Annotated in this window: 15 protein-coding genes and 1 pseudogene; 11 read left to right on the top strand and 5 right to left on the bottom strand. The window is 72.3% G+C overall.

Annotation, left to right across the window (positions count from 1 at the left end; all coding sequences use genetic code 11):
* The 4 genes and pseudogenes from ABZ576_RS08715 to ABZ576_RS08700 all read left to right on the top strand — a co-directional run.
* Window positions 1-668: pseudogene (locus tag ABZ576_RS08715) on the top strand (hypothetical protein); the annotation flags it as partial.
* A gap of 4 nt (window positions 669-672) precedes the next feature.
* Entirely contained in the window at window positions 673-1953 is a 1281-nt protein-coding gene (locus ABZ576_RS08710) for a CHAT domain-containing protein (protein ID WP_360737610.1), read from the top strand.
* Window positions 1950-2981 carry a hypothetical protein gene (locus ABZ576_RS08705; RefSeq protein ID WP_360737607.1) on the top strand — a complete coding sequence of 344 codons (1032 nt, stop codon included), beginning with the start codon at window positions 1950-1952 and terminating at the stop codon, window positions 2979-2981. Before ABZ576_RS08710 ends, ABZ576_RS08705 begins: the two co-directional genes overlap by 4 nt.
* A 230-nt stretch (window positions 2982-3211) precedes the next feature.
* Window positions 3212-4231: a hypothetical protein gene (locus ABZ576_RS08700; protein ID WP_360737605.1), complete on the top strand. Its 1020-nt coding sequence runs from the start codon at window positions 3212-3214 to the stop codon at window positions 4229-4231.
* Window positions 4232-4360: 129 nt separating this feature from the next.
* On the opposite strand, the gene ABZ576_RS08695 is transcribed toward ABZ576_RS08700, so the two are convergent.
* On the bottom strand, window positions 4361-4594 hold the full coding sequence (locus ABZ576_RS08695) for a hypothetical protein (RefSeq protein ID WP_360737603.1): 234 nt from the start codon (window positions 4592-4594) through the stop codon (window positions 4361-4363).
* Between the two features lie 222 nt (window positions 4595-4816).
* Between ABZ576_RS08695 and ABZ576_RS08690 the strand changes: the two genes are divergently transcribed.
* From ABZ576_RS08690 to ABZ576_RS08680, 3 genes are all read left to right on the top strand, one after another.
* Window positions 4817-5224: a YciI family protein gene (locus ABZ576_RS08690; protein WP_360737600.1), complete on the top strand. Its 408-nt coding sequence runs from the start codon at window positions 4817-4819 to the stop codon at window positions 5222-5224.
* A 49-nt stretch (window positions 5225-5273) separates the two neighbouring features.
* Window positions 5274-6419, top strand: a complete 1146-nt coding sequence (locus tag ABZ576_RS08685) for a DUF6596 domain-containing protein (protein ID WP_360737650.1) — start codon at window positions 5274-5276, stop codon at window positions 6417-6419.
* Between the two features lie 707 nt (window positions 6420-7126).
* A complete protein-coding gene (locus ABZ576_RS08680) occupies window positions 7127-7585 on the top strand; it encodes a cyclic nucleotide-binding domain-containing protein (protein WP_360737597.1) in 459 nt (152 codons plus the stop codon).
* A gap of 34 nt (window positions 7586-7619) precedes the next feature.
* Here the strand turns inward: ABZ576_RS08680 and ABZ576_RS08675 are convergent, their stop codons facing one another.
* A complete protein-coding gene (locus ABZ576_RS08675; protein WP_360737595.1) occupies window positions 7620-9350 on the bottom strand; it encodes a GAF domain-containing sensor histidine kinase in 1731 nt (576 codons plus the stop codon).
* A gap of 324 nt (window positions 9351-9674) precedes the next feature.
* Here ABZ576_RS08675 and ABZ576_RS08670 point away from each other — a divergent pair, with 324 nt between their 5' ends.
* Together ABZ576_RS08670 and ABZ576_RS08665 are read left to right on the top strand one after the other, a co-directional pair.
* On the top strand, window positions 9675-10139 hold the full coding sequence (locus ABZ576_RS08670) for a pyridoxamine 5'-phosphate oxidase family protein (protein ID WP_360737592.1): 465 nt from the start codon (window positions 9675-9677) through the stop codon (window positions 10137-10139).
* Between the two features lie 592 nt (window positions 10140-10731).
* The gene (locus ABZ576_RS08665; protein ID WP_360737588.1) at window positions 10732-11484 is read left to right on the top strand and encodes a hypothetical protein; all 753 of its coding nucleotides are present in this window, start codon (window positions 10732-10734) and stop codon (window positions 11482-11484) included.
* A 397-nt stretch (window positions 11485-11881) separates the two neighbouring features.
* Here the strand turns inward: ABZ576_RS08665 and ABZ576_RS08660 are convergent, their stop codons facing one another.
* The 3 genes from ABZ576_RS08660 to ABZ576_RS08650 all read right to left on the bottom strand — a co-directional run bounded on the left by ABZ576_RS08660 (window position 11882) and on the right by ABZ576_RS08650 (window position 14701).
* Window positions 11882-12772: a prohibitin family protein gene (locus ABZ576_RS08660; RefSeq protein ID WP_360737587.1), complete on the bottom strand. Its 891-nt coding sequence runs from the start codon at window positions 12770-12772 to the stop codon at window positions 11882-11884.
* A 129-nt stretch (window positions 12773-12901) separates the two neighbouring features.
* Window positions 12902-13480: a hypothetical protein gene (locus tag ABZ576_RS08655; protein WP_360737585.1), complete on the bottom strand. Its 579-nt coding sequence runs from the start codon at window positions 13478-13480 to the stop codon at window positions 12902-12904.
* A 150-nt stretch (window positions 13481-13630) separates the two neighbouring features.
* On the bottom strand, window positions 13631-14701 hold the full coding sequence (locus tag ABZ576_RS08650) for a zinc-dependent alcohol dehydrogenase family protein (protein WP_360737582.1): 1071 nt from the start codon (window positions 14699-14701) through the stop codon (window positions 13631-13633).
* 261 nt (window positions 14702-14962) lie between these two features.
* On the opposite strand from ABZ576_RS08650, the gene ABZ576_RS08645 reads away from it, so the two are divergent.
* Window positions 14963-15358, top strand: a complete 396-nt coding sequence (locus ABZ576_RS08645; RefSeq protein WP_360737580.1) for an STAS domain-containing protein — start codon at window positions 14963-14965, stop codon at window positions 15356-15358.
* Between the two features lie 162 nt (window positions 15359-15520).
* The gene (locus tag ABZ576_RS08640; RefSeq protein WP_360737578.1) at window positions 15521-16204 is read left to right on the top strand and encodes a response regulator transcription factor; all 684 of its coding nucleotides are present in this window, start codon (window positions 15521-15523) and stop codon (window positions 16202-16204) included.
* Window positions 16205-16214 lie beyond the last annotated feature (10 nt).

The raw sequence follows: 16214 nt of genomic DNA, 5'->3' as shown, positions 1-16214 counted from the left end.
GCGTGGACCCCGAGGACGCCCACGAGGTCCTCACCCGGGAGGAGGCCACCTGGCTGTGGGTGGACACCGCCGCCGCGGTCGCCGACCACGGTGAGCCGCCGATGCTGGTCCGGCACCTGGAGTCGGCGGTACAGGGCACCGTGCCCCAGCTGCTCGACGAGGTCCGCGCCGTCGGCCACCCGCGCACGGTGCAGGTGCTGGTCGCGCTCGCCGCCGCGCATCCGGACCCGGCCCTGGCCAAGGCCGTACGCCGGGCCGCCTTCCAGGTGCACGACGGCGTGCCGCCGCGCTGCCGTGCCCAGGTGACGCTCGTGGACGGCGCTGCCCGCGCGGGAAGTCCCGTACGCCTGGCCATGCGGCTGGTGGCCGAGTCCGGGCACCCCTGGGCCCGCCCGGGGGCCCGGCCCGCGCTGGACATCGTCGCCGTACCACTGAGCCGTGCGGACGTCGTACCCGCCACCGTGCTCTACGGCCCGGAAGACACCGGAGCCGCGCAGTTCAGCGTCACGGCGGCGGAGCCGGGCACGCACCGGATCCGGTTCACCTTCCTGCACCACGCCACCGGCGTCGCCCTCCAGCAGGTGGAGACGGACGTGGACATCGCCGTGGCGGCCGGTCCCACGGGGGTGGGCGGGGGTCCGCTGCGGCCGCACGGGGGGAGGGCCTGACGACGTGCCACGCGCATTGACCACCCGCGTCGTCCAGGACCCGAGCGACGGCTTCCGCTTCCTGCCGCACCTGGAGACCGAACCGCCCGATCTGCGCGTCAGTTTCGATGTCCTCGGTGGCGGCCGGATCCGTGCCCGCATGACGGGCGCGGCCGTTCCCGCGCTCGCGGGCAGCGAGCACAAGGCCGACCTCGTCTGCGGGCCGGACGAGGTGCACGGAGCGGCGGCCCGGCTGTGCGCCCGGTGGAAGGAGCGGTTCGTCGACTTCCAGCCGGTCGACGGCCAGGGCCGGGTCATACGGAGCCGGCGGCGCCCGTACGCGCTGGCCGTGGACCTCACCGGCGAACCCGAGGACGAGCTGCGCACGGTGGTGGCCGACCTGGCCCGCGGCGGGGAATCCCTCCTGTTCGACACTCTGCTGCGCGGGGACGACGTACGGATCGAAGCGTTCCGCACGTATCTCCGGTCGGCCCTGTCCAGGGAGGGGCTCCGGGTGCGGTTCGACTCGGACCTCCAGCTTCCCTGGCCGATGCTCTGCGCCGGAGAGGCACCCACCGCCCCGGCGAGCCTCGACCAACTCTTCGCCCGCTTCCTCGGCCACCGGCACCAGATCGAGTACACGGGTGACGCCTACGCGTGGATCGGACCACCGCGCAGGGCGCGGCGCCGGCCCGCCGTCAGCCTGAACCACGACATCCACGTGGGTGGTGCGACCCGGGCCGACGAAGTCGCGAAGGCGCTGGCGGAGGGCACGGAGTGCACCGAACGCACGACGTACGCGGAACTCGTCCGCGACCTGGAGGATCCGCGCCTGGACGAGCAGTTCATGTACTTCTGGTGCCACGGCGAGTTCGTCGGCAACGCGCCCGAACCACACGTCCTGGTCATCCGGTTGACGGACGGCATCGCCTTCGACGGGCACCTCGTGCGCGAGTTGCGGTCGGGGCAGCGGCACAGCTGCTTCCGGCCGCTCGTCCTGCTCAATGCCTGCCATGCCGGTCTGCCCGGGGCGAGCGCGGACCGGGCCTTCCTGGGGCGCATGTTCATCGAACACGGTGCTCAGGGCGTGCTGGGGCCGCATATCGCGATGCCGCAGGCGTTCGCCGCCGAGTACGCACTGGAGTTCGTCCGGCGCTATCTGCGGGGCGAGTCCACGGCCGGCCGGATCGTGTACGAGCTGGCGCGGCACTTCGCGGCCCGGCACCGCAATCCGCTGGGATTCGCCTACGGGCTGCACGGAGGCATGGACGCCCGTCTGGAACGGACGAGCGGAGGTGACGCGTGAACGGCGGCGTCGCGGTCGTCGAGGCCGTCGACCTGGACGAGAGCGGCTGGCTGCTCGACGCCGGCACAGGTGAGCCGGTGCCCGACCACCGGCTGCGTCACTATTTCACGGAGCGCCTCGCCCCGCCGCCGTGGGCGACGGACGTCTTCGTCTACGTGCACGGCTGGCAGACGTCACCCGGCTCCGCCCACCGCACGGCGGAGCGGCTGCTCACCCTGGCACAGGCGGGTCTGACCACGGCCCCCGACCGGTACCCGGCCCTGGCGGCCGAGGGCTTCAGCCCGTGGTGTGTCGTGGTCCGCTGGCCGTCGTCCAGCCCGGTCAGCCCGGCCGGGTACCGCAGGGTCAGGGACCGGGCGCACGCGATGGGTGCCCGCGACGGCGCGGGACACGCCGCGCACATCCTGGGCCGGCTGCTCGGCTACCTGGACGAGGAGCGCGCCGACCCCGAGGCGGCCCCGGTGCTGGCCAACCGGGACGGTCAGTACCTCCATCTCGTCGGACACTCCTTCGGCTGCCGGTTCCTGTGCGAGGCGGTGCAGTGGGCGGCGGACCCCCGGCGCGTGGACACGCTCGGCTGGAGTGCGCCGGGCCGTTCGCCGGACCGTCCGTTCACCGTGGACAGCATGCTGCTGTTCCAGATGGCCGCCCGGCGGGACGCCTTCCTCTCCCTCTTCCCCCGCCTCCTGCCGAGTGGCCGGCACGACGGTGCCCCACTGCGCGGTCCCATCGTGGCCACGTACTCCCGCCACGACCGGGCGAACGGGTTCTGGCACCTGCGTGCCGAGGGGCAGCACGGCATCGGGCACTCCGGCATCGGCCCGGCGCCCGCGCCCATGTTCACCACGCGCCTGCTGCCGCTGGAGGAGCGGTACCCGCTCTCCGCACTGAACCACCGCTTCGTCAACGTCGACGCCTCCGACCTCTACGTCCGCGGCCGCCGCCTCAGCCCGGCGGGCGCCCACTCCGACCACGTGCGCCCGGAGTCGGCCCACCTGCTGCTCACACTCGCGGACTACTCGCGCTGACCCGACACCGCGTCGTTGCCGCGCATGACAGCGACGCGAGGGGCACATAGCATGGGAAGGGCCCGGCATGGACAGCGTCTTGTCGCCCTCCGGCACGCTTCGCGGCCGCGTTTCCCACTGCTCCGGCCCCCATGCGTTCCGCAGGCTTCGCCCGGGGCCGTCGTCCCCCACCCGGTGATGCCGACCGCCCTCCGGGCCCCCGTCTCACGGCTCCCGGCGCGGGAGGAACCATGGACGTCCCCGACGACCTCGTCAAGGCGAAGACCCGCGTCGAGCGGGACCTGCTGGCGTTGCCCGGCGTCACCGGTATGGGGATCGGGCTGCGCGAGGAAGGGGGCGAACTGCTGGACGAACTCGCGGTCCGCGTCCAGGTGGACCACCCCCGGCACATCACCGAGGAGATCCCCGACGAGATCGGGGGGCTGCCCGTCAGCGTCATCGTCCGGGAGATCCAGCCGTGCGTGGCGCCCGACACCCTGCGCTACGGTGACCTGCCGGGCGGTGTGATGGTGCGGAACCCGCTGGTCGCCGAGGGGACCATGGGCGCCGTCGTGGAGGACGCCCACACCGCGGAGCTGTTCGGGCTCACCTGTTACCACGTGGCCGGAGGTCCCGAGAACGACTTCCCGCACACCGTCTGGCAGCCGGTCAACCCACCGCTGGTCGTGGGCAGCACGGTCCCTCGCACCGACCACCTGGGGAGGGTGGACCGCGTCGACGTCCCGCGGACGCCTCCGCTGCCGGGCTCCCCCGTGCTCGTGGGGCTCGTCGACGCGGCGGTCTTCCGTCTGGACGACGCGACGTCGAACGGCCGGACGCTCTCCCGGCGGATCGTCGGCCGGACACCCGGCGGGGCGGACCTGATCGCCAAGGTGACCGCGACGGCCCGTTCCTCCGTCACGCAGCCCGTCCGCAAGCGGGGCAGCCAGACCCTCCTCACGTTCGGCAGGGTCATCGCCAACTTCTGGACCGTCCAGTGGTCGGCGGGCGCGTCGAACACCTGGCTCATCGACCAGGCCGAGATCCTCGCGGACGACCCGCGGCCGGCGGAGGACATCAATCCGGACGGGATCTTCGCCCGGCCCGGCGACTCGGGCTCCCTGGTCCTCGACGCCACCCAGCCGACGGCCGTCGGTCTGCTGTGGGGAGCGAACAAGGCCGGGGAGTTCGGCAGCGTCGAGGGCAGGATCGGCATGATGTCGGAGATCGTCAACGTCGAGGCCCAGCTGGGCGTGACGGTACCGGTCTGAGCGAGCGCCCCGCGTGCGCGACGCCTCGCCGCGCACGATCGCTCGCGCGCGGCGGGGCGGGGCCGGACGGCGGTGGCGCGGGGCCGCACGGCGGTGACGGCGCGGGGCCGCGCGACCGTGACGGCGCGCTCAGCTGCGCAGGAAACCGTCCCCGTGCGTGGCGATGTGGGCCTCCAGAGCGGCGAGGGCGTTCTGAGTGGCCTGCGCCGACCCGCTGCCGCGCTGCTCCGCGTAGTACGCCGCACCGAGCTGCTTCAGCAGATCGGTGCCGGCGCGTTGCGCCTGGACCTCCTCCACCTTCTGCTTGCCCTGGTTCAGGGCGCTCTGAGCCTGTTCCTTGGCCCGATCGAGAAAACCCGTCATGACCGCCTCCCAACGTGTCCCGGCATCACTTCCCTCCCCCGGCACGGCATATCCATGCGTACCCGCGCATGGGCTAGTCGTCCGAGTCACCGGACATGCCTCCGGAAGCGGCCGTGATCCCCGAAAAAAGTTCGGACCGGCGATGTCGAGAACGTGTGATCGGCTCCGTCCCCGAGGTGAAGGCGACCACAATGGGCCGCACCAGCACCGAGGAGAAGCACCATGGCCAAGTACCTGCTCCTGAAGCACTACCGCGGCGCTCCGGCACCGGTGAACGACGTGCCCATGGCCCAGTGGACGCCGGAGGAGATCTCGGCGCACGTGCGGTACATGCAGGACTTCGCGGCCCGGCTGGAGAAGACCGGCGAGTTCGTCGACGGCCAGGCGCTCGCCCCGGAGGGGACGTGGGTCCGGTACGACGGTGAGGGGCGCCCGCCGGTAACCGACGGGCCGTTCGCCGAGACCAAGGACCTCATCGCCGGGTGGATGGTGATCGACGTCGACAGCCACGAGCGCGCCGTCGAGCTGGCCGGGGAGCTGTCGGCCGCCCCCGGCGCGGGCGGCCGGCCGATCCACGAATGGCTCGAGCTGCGCCCGTTCCTGACCACTCCGCCCACCATCACGGAGTGACCTCTCCCAAGTGACTCAGCGGGATGACCTCATCGACATGACCTCATCGATGGACGAGGCCCTGCTCCGCAGCCTCACACCGAGCGTGCTCGCCGTCCTCGTCCGCCGCGGAGCCGAATTCGCGGCGGCCGAGGACGCCGTACAGGACGCGCTGGTCGAGGCGGTCCGCGTCTGGCCGGCCGACCCTCCGCGGGACGCGAAGGGCTGGCTGGTCACCGTGGCCTGGCGCAGGTTCCTCGACCAGGCCCGGTCGGACGCCGCACGCCGCCGGCGCGAGGACCTCGTCGAGGAGGAGCCGGCGCCCGGGCCCGCGGCCGCGGCCGACGACACGCTCCAGCTCTGTTTCCTGTGCGCCCACCCGTCGCTGACACCGTCGTCCGCGGTCGCGCTCACGCTGCGCGCCGTCGGCGGGCTGACCACCCGCCAGATCGCCCGGGCCTACCTGGTGCCGGAAGCGACCATGGCCCAGCGGATCAGCCGCGCCAAGCGCACCGTCTCCGGCGTACGGTTCGACCGGCCCGGTGACGTCGCCACCGTGCTGCGCGTCCTCTACCTCGTCTTCAACGAGGGCTACTCCGGCGACGTCGACCTCGCCGCGGAGGCCATCCGGCTCACCCGGCAGCTCGCGGCCGCGATCGACCACCCGGAGGTGGCGGGGCTGCTCGCCCTCATGCTGCTCCACCACGCCCGGCGCGCCGCGCGGACCGCGCCGGACGGCAGCCTGGTACCGCTCGCCGAGCAGGACCGTGGCCGGTGGGACACCGCCTTGATCGCCGAGGGCGTCGGGATCCTCCAGGCGGCCCTCGCCCGCGACCGGCTGGGCGAGTTCCAGGCCCAGGCCGCCATCGCGGCTCTGCACGCCGACGCGCCCACCGCCGCGGAGACCGACTGGGTGCAGATCGTCGAGTGGTACGACGAGCTCGCGCGCCTGAGCGACAGCCCGGTCGTCCGGCTCAACCGCGCGGTCGCCGTCGGCGAGGCGGACGGGCCGCGTGCCGGACTGGCGGCGCTCGCCGGACTGGACGCCTCGCTGCCGCGCCACACGGCGGTGGCGGCGTACCTGCACGAGCGCGACGGCGACCTGGCGACGGCGGCACGGCTGTACGCCGAGGCGGCTCACAAGGCACCCAACCTCGCCGAGCGCGACCACCTGACGCGCCGGGCCGCCCGTATCAACGCCGGCCGGAGCCGCTGACGCGGCGCGCTCGTCGAGCGCCACGCCAGGATTCGGCCACGTCCACGCCGTGCGTCCGGCCGCGTCCACGCCGTGGGTCCGGCCGCGTCCACGCCGTGCGTCCGGCCGCATCCACGCCGTGGGTCCGGCCGCACGAGCCGTACGGATCGGGTCGCCGCAGGGAACCGGACGGTCGGCTCTGGTGCGCGTCCGGTTTCCGTGGTGTCCTGGTGGGGACGGGAAGGACCCGTTGGAGACGCGGGGAAGCGGCTCACAGCCGCGCACCGCGCAATTCGGATCCGCGAGAAGCGGGTGGCGCCCTTCCCGTCCCTTCCGCCTGTCCGGCGGTCTGGTGCCCGGCTCCGTCTGGCTCCTTCGGCCGTCCGGGCGTGCCGCCTGGCTCTCCGCTGTCCGGTCTCTCTGCTGTTCTCTCCGTTGTTCCCTCTGCTGTTCCCTCTGCTGTTCTCGCTGCTGTTCTCGCTGTTCTCTCTGCGTCTGCCCGTCCGCCGTGCCCCGGGCGGTGGTCACGTGTGCCTCGGCGGTCCGGACGGCGGTGTCCTGGTCTCGGCGGCGGAGCCGCGCCCCTCGGTCCGCCTCTCGGTCCGCCACCCCGGCCGCGTCGCCCGTCCCGGGGCCGAAGGGCCCCACCCCCGGCCCGAGTGGCCCGTGGCACCCCTGACCGTACGCGCCCACGCTGGGAGCAGACGCACAAGAAGGGAGTCGGCGCGATGACCTCCGCCACCACCATGACCACGGCTCTTGAGCCCGTGCACCGCGAACGGCTGATGCGCCTGGCTCACGAGGTCTCCTTCGAGGCCGGGGCCCGCCTGTTCGAGGAGGGTCGGCGCGCCGACCGTTTCTGGATCCTGCGCACCGGCACCGTCGCCCTGGACCTGCACGTACCCGGCCGCCGGCCCGCCGTCATCGAGACACTCGGGCGCGGTGAACTCATCGGCTGGTCCTGGCACTTCCCACCGTATCTCTGGCAGCTGGGCGCCGAGACGACGAGCCCGGTGCGGGCCTGGGAGTTCGACGCCGAGACCGTGCGCGCGCTGTGCGCGGAAGACCCGGCGTTCGGCCGGGCGATCGCGGTCTGGGTCGGTCGCGTGGTCGCGCAGCGGCTGCACGCCTCCCGGATCCGGCTGCTCGACCTCTACGCCCCCTACGGCAGCGGTGGCCTGACGTGACCGTCGGGTTTCCGGTACCGCCGGGACCGGGGCCCTACGCGGTGGGCAAGGGGACCCGCCAGTCCAGCGTGGTTCCGTGACTTTCTTGGCCTTCTCCGGGGCCGGCCACCTCCAGTCCCCCGCCGAGGCTCTCCGCCCGCTCGGCCATGTTGCGCAGTCCGCTGCGCCGGCCGCCGGGCGCGATGCCCACGCCGTTGTCGGAGACCTTCAGGCACACCGCGCGGCCGTCGGTCGTGAGTACCACGTGGGCCCGGTCGGCGTGGGCGTGCCGGGCGATGTTGGTGAGGGCCTCGGAGAGCACGGCGACGACGTGGTCGGCGATCTCGGCCGGCACGTCGGTGTCGAGCAGCCCCTCCATGCGCACGCTGGGAGCGAAGCCGAGCACGGGGGCGGCCTCGCCGGCCACCCGGACGACCCTCGACCGCAGTCCGCTGCCGGCGCTGCCCTGGCGGGCTCGCAGCCCGAAGATCGTCGACCTGATGATCTTGATGGTCTCGTCGAGGTCGTCCACGGCCCGCAGCACCCGCTCGGCGGCCTCCGGGTGCTCGATGAAACGGCCCGCGCTCTGCAAGGTCATCCCGGTGGCGAACAGCCGCTGGATGGCCAGGTCGTGCAGGTCGCGGGCGATCCGGTCGCGGTCCTCCAACAGTGCGATCTGCTGGGCGTCCTGTCTGCGCTCGGCCAGCTCCATGGCGATCGCGGCCTGGGCGGCGAAGCCCTGGAGCATCTCGGTCTCCTTCTGCCGGAAGACCGGCCTGCCGGCTTCGCGGACCACCAGGACCACCCCTCGGACGCCGCCCTCCCCGGTGCCGATCGGGACGGCCGCGGCGGGGCCGAGCCCGCCGAAACGCGGGGGCTCGGGCGTGATCCGGGAGTCGTGCACGACGTCGTCGCTGGTGACCGGGGCACTCGCGATGTACGCCAGTCCCATCAGGCTCTCCTGCATGGGCAGCACCAGCCCGCGGTGTGCCTCCGCGTCCACGCCGACCGCGATCTCCACGGTGAGCGACTTGGTGCCCTCCATGGGCATGGCGACCGCGGCCAGCGCCGAGCCGGAGATCTCCCGGGCCCGCTCGGCGATCAGACCGAGGGACTCGGCCCGGTCGGTGCCGGACATCAGGCTGTGTCCGATCTCCGCGTTGGCCCGCAGCCAGCGCTCGCGCAGCCGGGAGTCCTCGTACAGGCGGGCGTTGTCGATGGCCACGCCGGCGGCCACGGCCAGCGTGGAGAGGACCGACTCGTCCTCCTCGTCGAATTCCAGCCCGCCGCGCTTCTCGGTGAGGTACAGGTTGCCGAAGACCTGGTCGCGGACCCGGATCGGGACACCCAGGAAGGTGTTCATCGGCGGATGGCCCGGCGGGAAGCCGTAGGAGGCCGGGTGACCGGAGATCTTCGCGAGCCGGAGCGGCTGCGGGTTGCGGATCAGCTCGCCGAGGATGCCGTGGCCCTCCGGGTAGGGACCGATCGCGGCGATCTGCTCCGCGCTGACGCCGACCGTGTGGAACGCGGAGAGCCGGGTGCCGTCGGGGCCGATGACGCCCAGGGCCGCGTACCCGGCGTCCACGAGCACCGCGGCCGCCTCCACGACGGAGCGCAGCGCCTGCTCGAGTTCCAGCTCGCGGCCGACGGTGAGCACCGCTTCCAGCAGGCTGTGCACACGGTCCTGGGTGCCCCGGGCCGCTTCGATGCGGGCCCGCAGCTCTTCCAGCAGTTCGTCGAGCTTCAGCTGCGGAAGTCGTACGCGGGGCTCCTCCGGGCTTGCCACCACGTTCCTCCTGGTTCTCGTCGCGCCGACCCGGCACCGGCGGGTCAGCTCCACCGTATCCCCTCCCCGGGGCACGACGGGACGCCGCAACGGCAATCGGCCACTCGTCCCCCTGCGGCCGGCCGGTGTCCGTGAGGCAGCCCGGGACGACCGGCCCCGGACCGGGGGCCGAACGGCACTGGAGCGGCGGCGGCCCGCGGAGGAGAGTGGAGTCAGGAGCGGCACTGAATCCCCCGCGGTGCCGCTCCGCCCGTGCGGCGCGGCAGCGCGCACCGGCGCCTCGTTTCCGGCGAGAAGGTAGCCATCGGCGCGAAGAAGCCAGTCATGATCCGTCATCCAGAACCGACGCGCCACCGCGTCGAACTCGACCGCTCCGAAGCCTTGCGCCTGCTCGGCAGTGTGCCCTTGGGCAGGGTCGTCTTCACGCGGCAGGCGCTGCCCACCGTCCGCCCGGTCAACCACATCCTGGACGGCGGTGACATCGTGATCCGCACGCACGAGGGCGCGTCCCTGACGTCCCAGGCCCAGCAGTCCGACGGCGCCGGTGTGGTGGTCGCCTACGAGGCCGACGCGATCGACATGGACACGCGCCTCGGCTGGAGCGTGGTGGTGACCGGCTACGCCCACCTGGTCACGGATCCCGCCGAACTGGCGCGCATACACGCGCTGTTGACACCCTGGGCGCCGCACGGGGGAACGGACCACGCCGTCCGCATCCATCCCGAACTGGTCACGGGGGTGCTGCTCACCGGGGCGGGCGACGCCTGGGGCGGGGGCGGGGGCGGTTAGCGCGCACGCGCTGCGGGTGGTGACTGGCAGCCAGCGCCTTCCGGGCGCAGGGAGGTGACTGGCAGCCAGCGCCTTCCGGCCGCAGGGAGTTGCAACGTGAGCGGGCTTGCGGCAGCATCTGTGGCCGGGCCGGACAGGCGGCCCGCCCCGGTGCCGCGCCACCTCACCTGCGGTGCCTTCCGAGGGGCGAAGAAGCCAGCGCTCCACCTGTCGTGGTCGAACTCTGCGCCGCATGCCCGGTCTCGGGCGTACCGATCAGTTTTCGAGTGCTTCGGGGTGGCAGCGCTCGGGGACGGATCTGACTATGGCCGCCGGTGGTCGTCTCACCCATCTTGCGCGCACTCGCAGTCGCTACTCGGGCGAGTCGGTTCAGTACGCCGCAGAGGCTATTCGGACGCAGCGTCAGCAGTCACTGCTCCCGGATGCTCGTGGGGAACAGGCGCTTCTCGAGGCCGAGGTGATGCGGGAGCTCGGCCGCGGAGGCGAATGGTGGGCACACCCGGTGGGGATCGCCGGAGTGCGCCTGGCACCCGGGTTCTCCGTGGTCATCCTCGACAGTCACAGCGGGTCGCGGCCCGGCCGAAGGTTCCCCATGAGCGACTATGCGCTGGCGCATCTGCTGCCGGTCGCGGAGCCCGGCTTTCAGGTCGGCGGTGTGATGCGGCTGCGTGTCGCCGGTGTCCGCGGCACTGATCTTCATCTCAAGCTGGCCGACACCGACAGTCGACTGGTACTCAGGGGAGCGCCGGGCACCCGCTGGCGTCACCTGCTGGCGGACCGAAGGCGCGCCCTTGAGGAGGACGGCTTCGTGCCCTTGTGGGACGAAGCCGAACCGTCGTCCTACGAGCTCGAGGACGAGCGTGAGTACGCGTCCCTGGTGTCGAGGAGCCAGGACCTGGCGTGGCTCGGCTCAGCGCTGCTCCGCCGTATCGCGATCTTCCAGAACTTCAGCACCGCCTACTCGACTCGATCATGGATCACCGGCGATGAGTGGATCTTCGAGCTGGATACACACCGAGATGTTCCGCTTGCGCACGACGTGTTCGTTGATCGCCTCGTGGACGACGTCTGGGGCCTGCCTCTGCGGGTCGCGCGCCGCCACTGCGACTGCGGCCTTCGGAGCACAACGGGGCGGGGATACCAGTGCACGTACTACCTACGGCATCGGAACCCCGACATGCCAGGGGTGATGCAGATTCGTTTCAGGTGGGGAGACCCCGTCTACGGCGATCCGCGGGAGAGGCTGCAAGAACTCCACGCTGATCGGGCATGGCTGGACAGGGTGTTGCCCTGCCGCCCGCACCGGCCCGCCGGGCCTGCTCTGCGGAAGGGTGGGCCCCGATGAACTGGGACAGCCTGGCCCTGTTGATCCTGGCTCTGTCGGGGGCCCTGAGTCTGCTGTTGTCACAGGTTCGCGATGTCCTGACGAAGACGGCAGAGGTCCTCCATGCCTGGCATGAGGTGCGCGGAAGTCTCCGAGAACGGGGCAGCGCCCGGAGCCGGCAGGAGACTGCTCGCGACCGAGGAGGCAGGCCGTCGGTGCACCGGTGACCCGTGTCGATCATCTTGACGTACGTGCTGGTCACCGCCGCGCCTGCATCAGCGATCCCCTGCGGCCTTCGCTGGACCGCCGGCACGGGTGCCGTGGGTGGCCACCGTTGGTCACCCATGACACCCATGACACCCATGACACCCATGACCCCCAGCGTGCTCGGGGCGAGGAGAGCGTTCCCCCGGCGGCCTCAGTTCTTGCCGGTGTCCACGATGACCGGTGTGCCGTTCGAGTCGGTGCCGCACGGCACCGCGTACACCGGGTGGGCCTTCGCGGCTTCCTTGTAGGCCTCGAGGCACTGGTTGTACAGCACCTTCTCGCTCAGCGACTGCTCGATGATCTTGTTGGCGCGGGCGGTGCCCTCGGCCTCGATCCGCTTGCGTTCCGCCTGCGCCTTGGCCGTGCGCGCCGCCTCGGTGGCCCGCTCGGTGGCCTGCTCCTGCTGGATCTTCTTGTCGATCTGCTCCTGCAGCTTCTTCGACGGCCGCACGTTGCGCAGGTTGACGGACGTGACGTCGATCCCGCGCGGTGCCAGGCGCTTCTTGACGAGGCCGGCGAGCTCCGAGCCGATCTGCTCGCGGGCGGACGCGTAGCCTTCCTCGCTGGTGTGCTTGGCGAAGACGTTGCGGATGATCTCGCGGCTGTCCGGCATCACCAGCCGCTCCTCCACGGCTTCCTCGCTCCCCGCCAGCCGGTACAGCGCGACCGCCTTGCCCGGTACCACGGCCCACTTGATGGTGACGTCCGCGTAGAGCACACCGCCCTGCGAGGAGCGGACCTCGACCACGTCCTCGTCGTTCAGGTCGAGGTCCACCGGGCGGGTGGAGAAGGACGTGACGTCGGTGAACGGTGACTTGACGTGGATGCCCGAGGTCAGCGGCGTGCCGATCCTGCCGAAGGTCACCGGCACGCCGACCTCGTAGGCGCTGACGACATGGACACAGGCGAAGGCGCCTGCCAGCACGCCCGCCACGGCGCTGAGCGCCGCCCCGAGCCTCCAGTGGCCCGCCGGGGTGCGGCCTCGGCCGACGAGAAGGAGCACTACGGCAGTTATGAGCAGCAGGATGGACAGCACGAACACAGGTATCCCCCTCCGGAAACGTTTCCGCGCCACCTGGGACGCGGCCCCGGCGCATCGTAGCGATCTCCGGTGACACGCGCCGCGGCTCCGGAGGGCATCCTCCGGCTCGGCGAATGACGCGTTCCCCGGTCAGGTCACCGAGACCCGCCACTTCCCGTGGTCGGAGAGGGTGACGTAGCCGTGCTGCGGGAGACGCAGGGTGCCCTTCTGGTTGACAGCGGAGGTGAAGCGGATCAGCTGCTTCCCGCCGTTGGCCGGCGTGTAGACGACGGTGCCCGGGGAGTCGACGAAGTCGTAGTGCACGACCGGGGCGTACTCGAAGTACGGCTTGGGGTCGAAATAGCCGAAGGTCTTCGTCCCCTTCCCCTGGGCTGCTCCGGCCGGCAGCCGGGGCAGCGCGTCGCTGTCCACCACGCGCAGCCTCCACCGGCCCAGGCCGCTGGCGCCCTCGTTGCCCACCGTGACGCGCCGGATGGCGAGGGCGTCGCAGTCGGCAGGCAGGACGATGTGCGACGGCCCGGCTCGGCCGATGGTGACGAACGTGTCCCGGGCCCGCTGGTGGTGGGAGCCCTTGCGCACGGTCGCCAGGTCGAAGCTGCTGGTGAGTCCCGCGCGGAACTCCAGGACGACCGGCTTCCCGTCCCCTGCCCCCGGTATTTCGACGGTCCGGCTGCGCCAGCCGGACCACGCGGCGGAGCTGCTGCCCACGTTCCCTCCCCTGTGTCGGTTGCGAAGCGCTCGGGAGGCATGGTGGCACGCGGGACCGGCAACCGGCTGCCACCAGAAAGGTGTTGTGCGCCCGCCCGGGGCGCTGCCTCCTCCGTGCGTCCGTCACATGGCCGCCGCGTCCCTGCTTCGTCAGGGCGTGGGGACGGCCACCTCCGCGTGCTGTTCGCCGCCGAGCACGACCTTCAGCGCCCCGGTCTCGGCGGCGCGGGAGAAGACGTCGTACGCCTGCTCCATGTGGTCGAGCGGGAAGGTGTGGGTGACCAGCCGGCCGGTCGGCAGCCGGCCCGCGGCGGCCATCCGGAGCAGGGTGGGGGTCGAGGAAGTGTCCACCAGGCCGGTCGTGATGGTCACGTTCCTGATCCACAGCTCTTCGAGGTGGAGCGTGGCCGGCCTGCCGTGCACGCCGATGTTGGCCACGTGCCCGCCGGGGCGGACCATGCGGGTACAGAGTTCGAAGCTCTCGGGGACGCCGACCGCCTCCATCACCACGTCCGCGCCGAGCCCGTCGGTCAGGTCGGCGACCAGCTGGGCCGGTGCCTCGCGCGCGTCCGCGACCGCGTCGGCGCCGAGCCGCCGGGCCGCCTCCAGGCGGGCCGGGACCATGTCGACCGAGATGATCCGTTCCGGGGCGAGGAGCCGGGCCGTGGCGATGGCCGCGAGACCGATGGGGCCGGCGCCGACGATCACGACGGTGTCGCCGGTGCGCACCCGTCCGTTGCGGACGCCCACCTCATAGGAGGTCGGGAAGATGTCGGCGAGCAGGACGGCGTCCTCGTCGCGGACGGCGCTCGGTAGCGGATGCACGGACAGGTCGGCGTGGGGCACGCGGACGTACTCCGCCTGCGTGCCGTCGACGAGGTGGCCGAGAATCCAGCCTCCGCCGCCCCGGCACTGACCGTAGGAGCCGTCCCGGCAGAACCGGCACCGGCCGCAGGCGGTGATGCAGGAGACCAGCACCCGGTCCCCGGGCCGTACGGTGCGTACGTCGCTGCCCGCCTCGACGATCTCGCCGACCGCCTCGTGTCCGAGTACCGTGCCGGTGCGGACCTCGGGCACGTCGCCCTTCAGGATGTGCAGGTCCGTCCCGCAGATGGTGACGGTGCCGACCTTCACGATCGCGTCCGTGGGTTCCTTGATCGCGGGGTCCGGGGCGTCCTGCCAGGACGCCTCTCCGGGACCGTGGAAGACGAAGCCCTTCATGGCGTTGTTCACCCTCTTCGGTCGGTCCGCCGCGGGACCCGCCGTCGCGGCACGCTGCCGGGACCGGTCCCGCGGGTCCAGCTTCGCCGACGGGTGGGCGGTGCCGCTTGGGCCGTCCGGCCCTGGCGTCCGGCCGTACGGTGCCCTCCCCCGCAGCCGGCGGCGGATCCGCCCGTACGCCTGGCGCGGTGCCCGGACGGGCCCTCGGCCAGGGCCGGACGGCCCTACCGCCCCGTCCGGTGTTGCCGGTTCGCTTCTCCCATGTCCGAGAAGCACACGGCCCGGGTGGCCGAGCACCGCGCCGCACAGGACGTGGTCGTGGCCCATGGGACCAGCGGCGGGGCCACCGTCGTGTCCCTGCGCGGCGACATCGATCTGCTGAGCGTCGCCACGCTGTCGGAACGGCTCGACGCACTCACCGCACACACGCGGCCCGACCTGGTGGTGGACCTGCGGTCGGTCACGTTCATCGACTGCACCGGGCTGGGCGCGCTGTGCCGCGCGCGCAACCGGACACTCGCCCGCCAGGGCCGGCTGCGGCTGGTCACGGAGAGTACGGCCTTCAGGCGGATGCTGCGGATCACGGGCCTGGCGGAGGTCTTCGAACTGCACACCCGGCTCCCGCGGCCGCTGCCCGGGGACCAGGAGGTCTCGTAGCACGGGTGGTGCCCGGCGGGCCGGGGCGCCCAGGTTCGTACTCACCTCACCACGCGGCCTCCGGTGGGGCCGGTCGGCCCTAGCCGTGGGGGCGGTGGCGGATGCATGATCAGGCGCGTGAACAGCACGCAGCGTCCGTTACCCGCGGAACGAGGGGTCGTCATGGCCGAGACACGCACCTTCACGGAGCAGGACCCGATCCGGGTGTTCCTGCTGGACGACCACGAGGTGGTACGGCGCGGACTGACCGACCTGCTGGACGCCGAACCGGACATCTCCGTGGTCGGCGACGCGGACACCGCCGAGCACGCCCTCGCCCGCGGCCCCGCCCTGCGCCCCCATGTCGCCGTGCTCGACGTCCGGCTCCCGGACGGCGACGGCATCACGGTCTGCCGCGAGCTGCGCAGCCGGATGCCGGAGCTCGCGTGCCTGATGCTGACCTCCTTCGACGACGAGGACGCCCTGCTTGACGCCATCATGGCCGGGGCCTCCGGCTATGTGCTGAAGCAGATCAAGGGCTCGGACCTGGTGTCGGCCGTACGCACCGTCGCGTCCGGGCAGTCGCTGCTGGACCCGGCGACGACGGCCCGCCTGCTGAGCTCCCTGCGGGCGGAGCCCGCCGCGACCGCGTCGCTGCCGCCCGAGCTCGCGAGCCTGTCGCCGCGCGAGCGGGACATCCTCGCGCTGATCGGGGACGGTCTGACCAATCGCGAGATCGGCCAGAGGCTGTACCTGTCGGAGAAGACCGTCAAGAACCACATCTCGCGGATGCTGGCCAAGCTGGGCGTCCAGCGCCGCGTCCAGGCCGCGGTCCTGGCGTCCCACCTGGAGCCACGGGAGTCCTGAGGGGCGTCAC

The sequence above is a fragment of the Streptomyces sp. NPDC013455 genome (genome assembly GCF_040632975.1).
In the GTDB taxonomy this organism is placed as follows: Bacteria; Actinomycetota; Actinomycetes; order Streptomycetales; family Streptomycetaceae; genus Streptomyces.
Note: the sequence above shows the minus strand (reverse complement) of the source record. Positions and strands in the feature narration are given on the sequence as shown.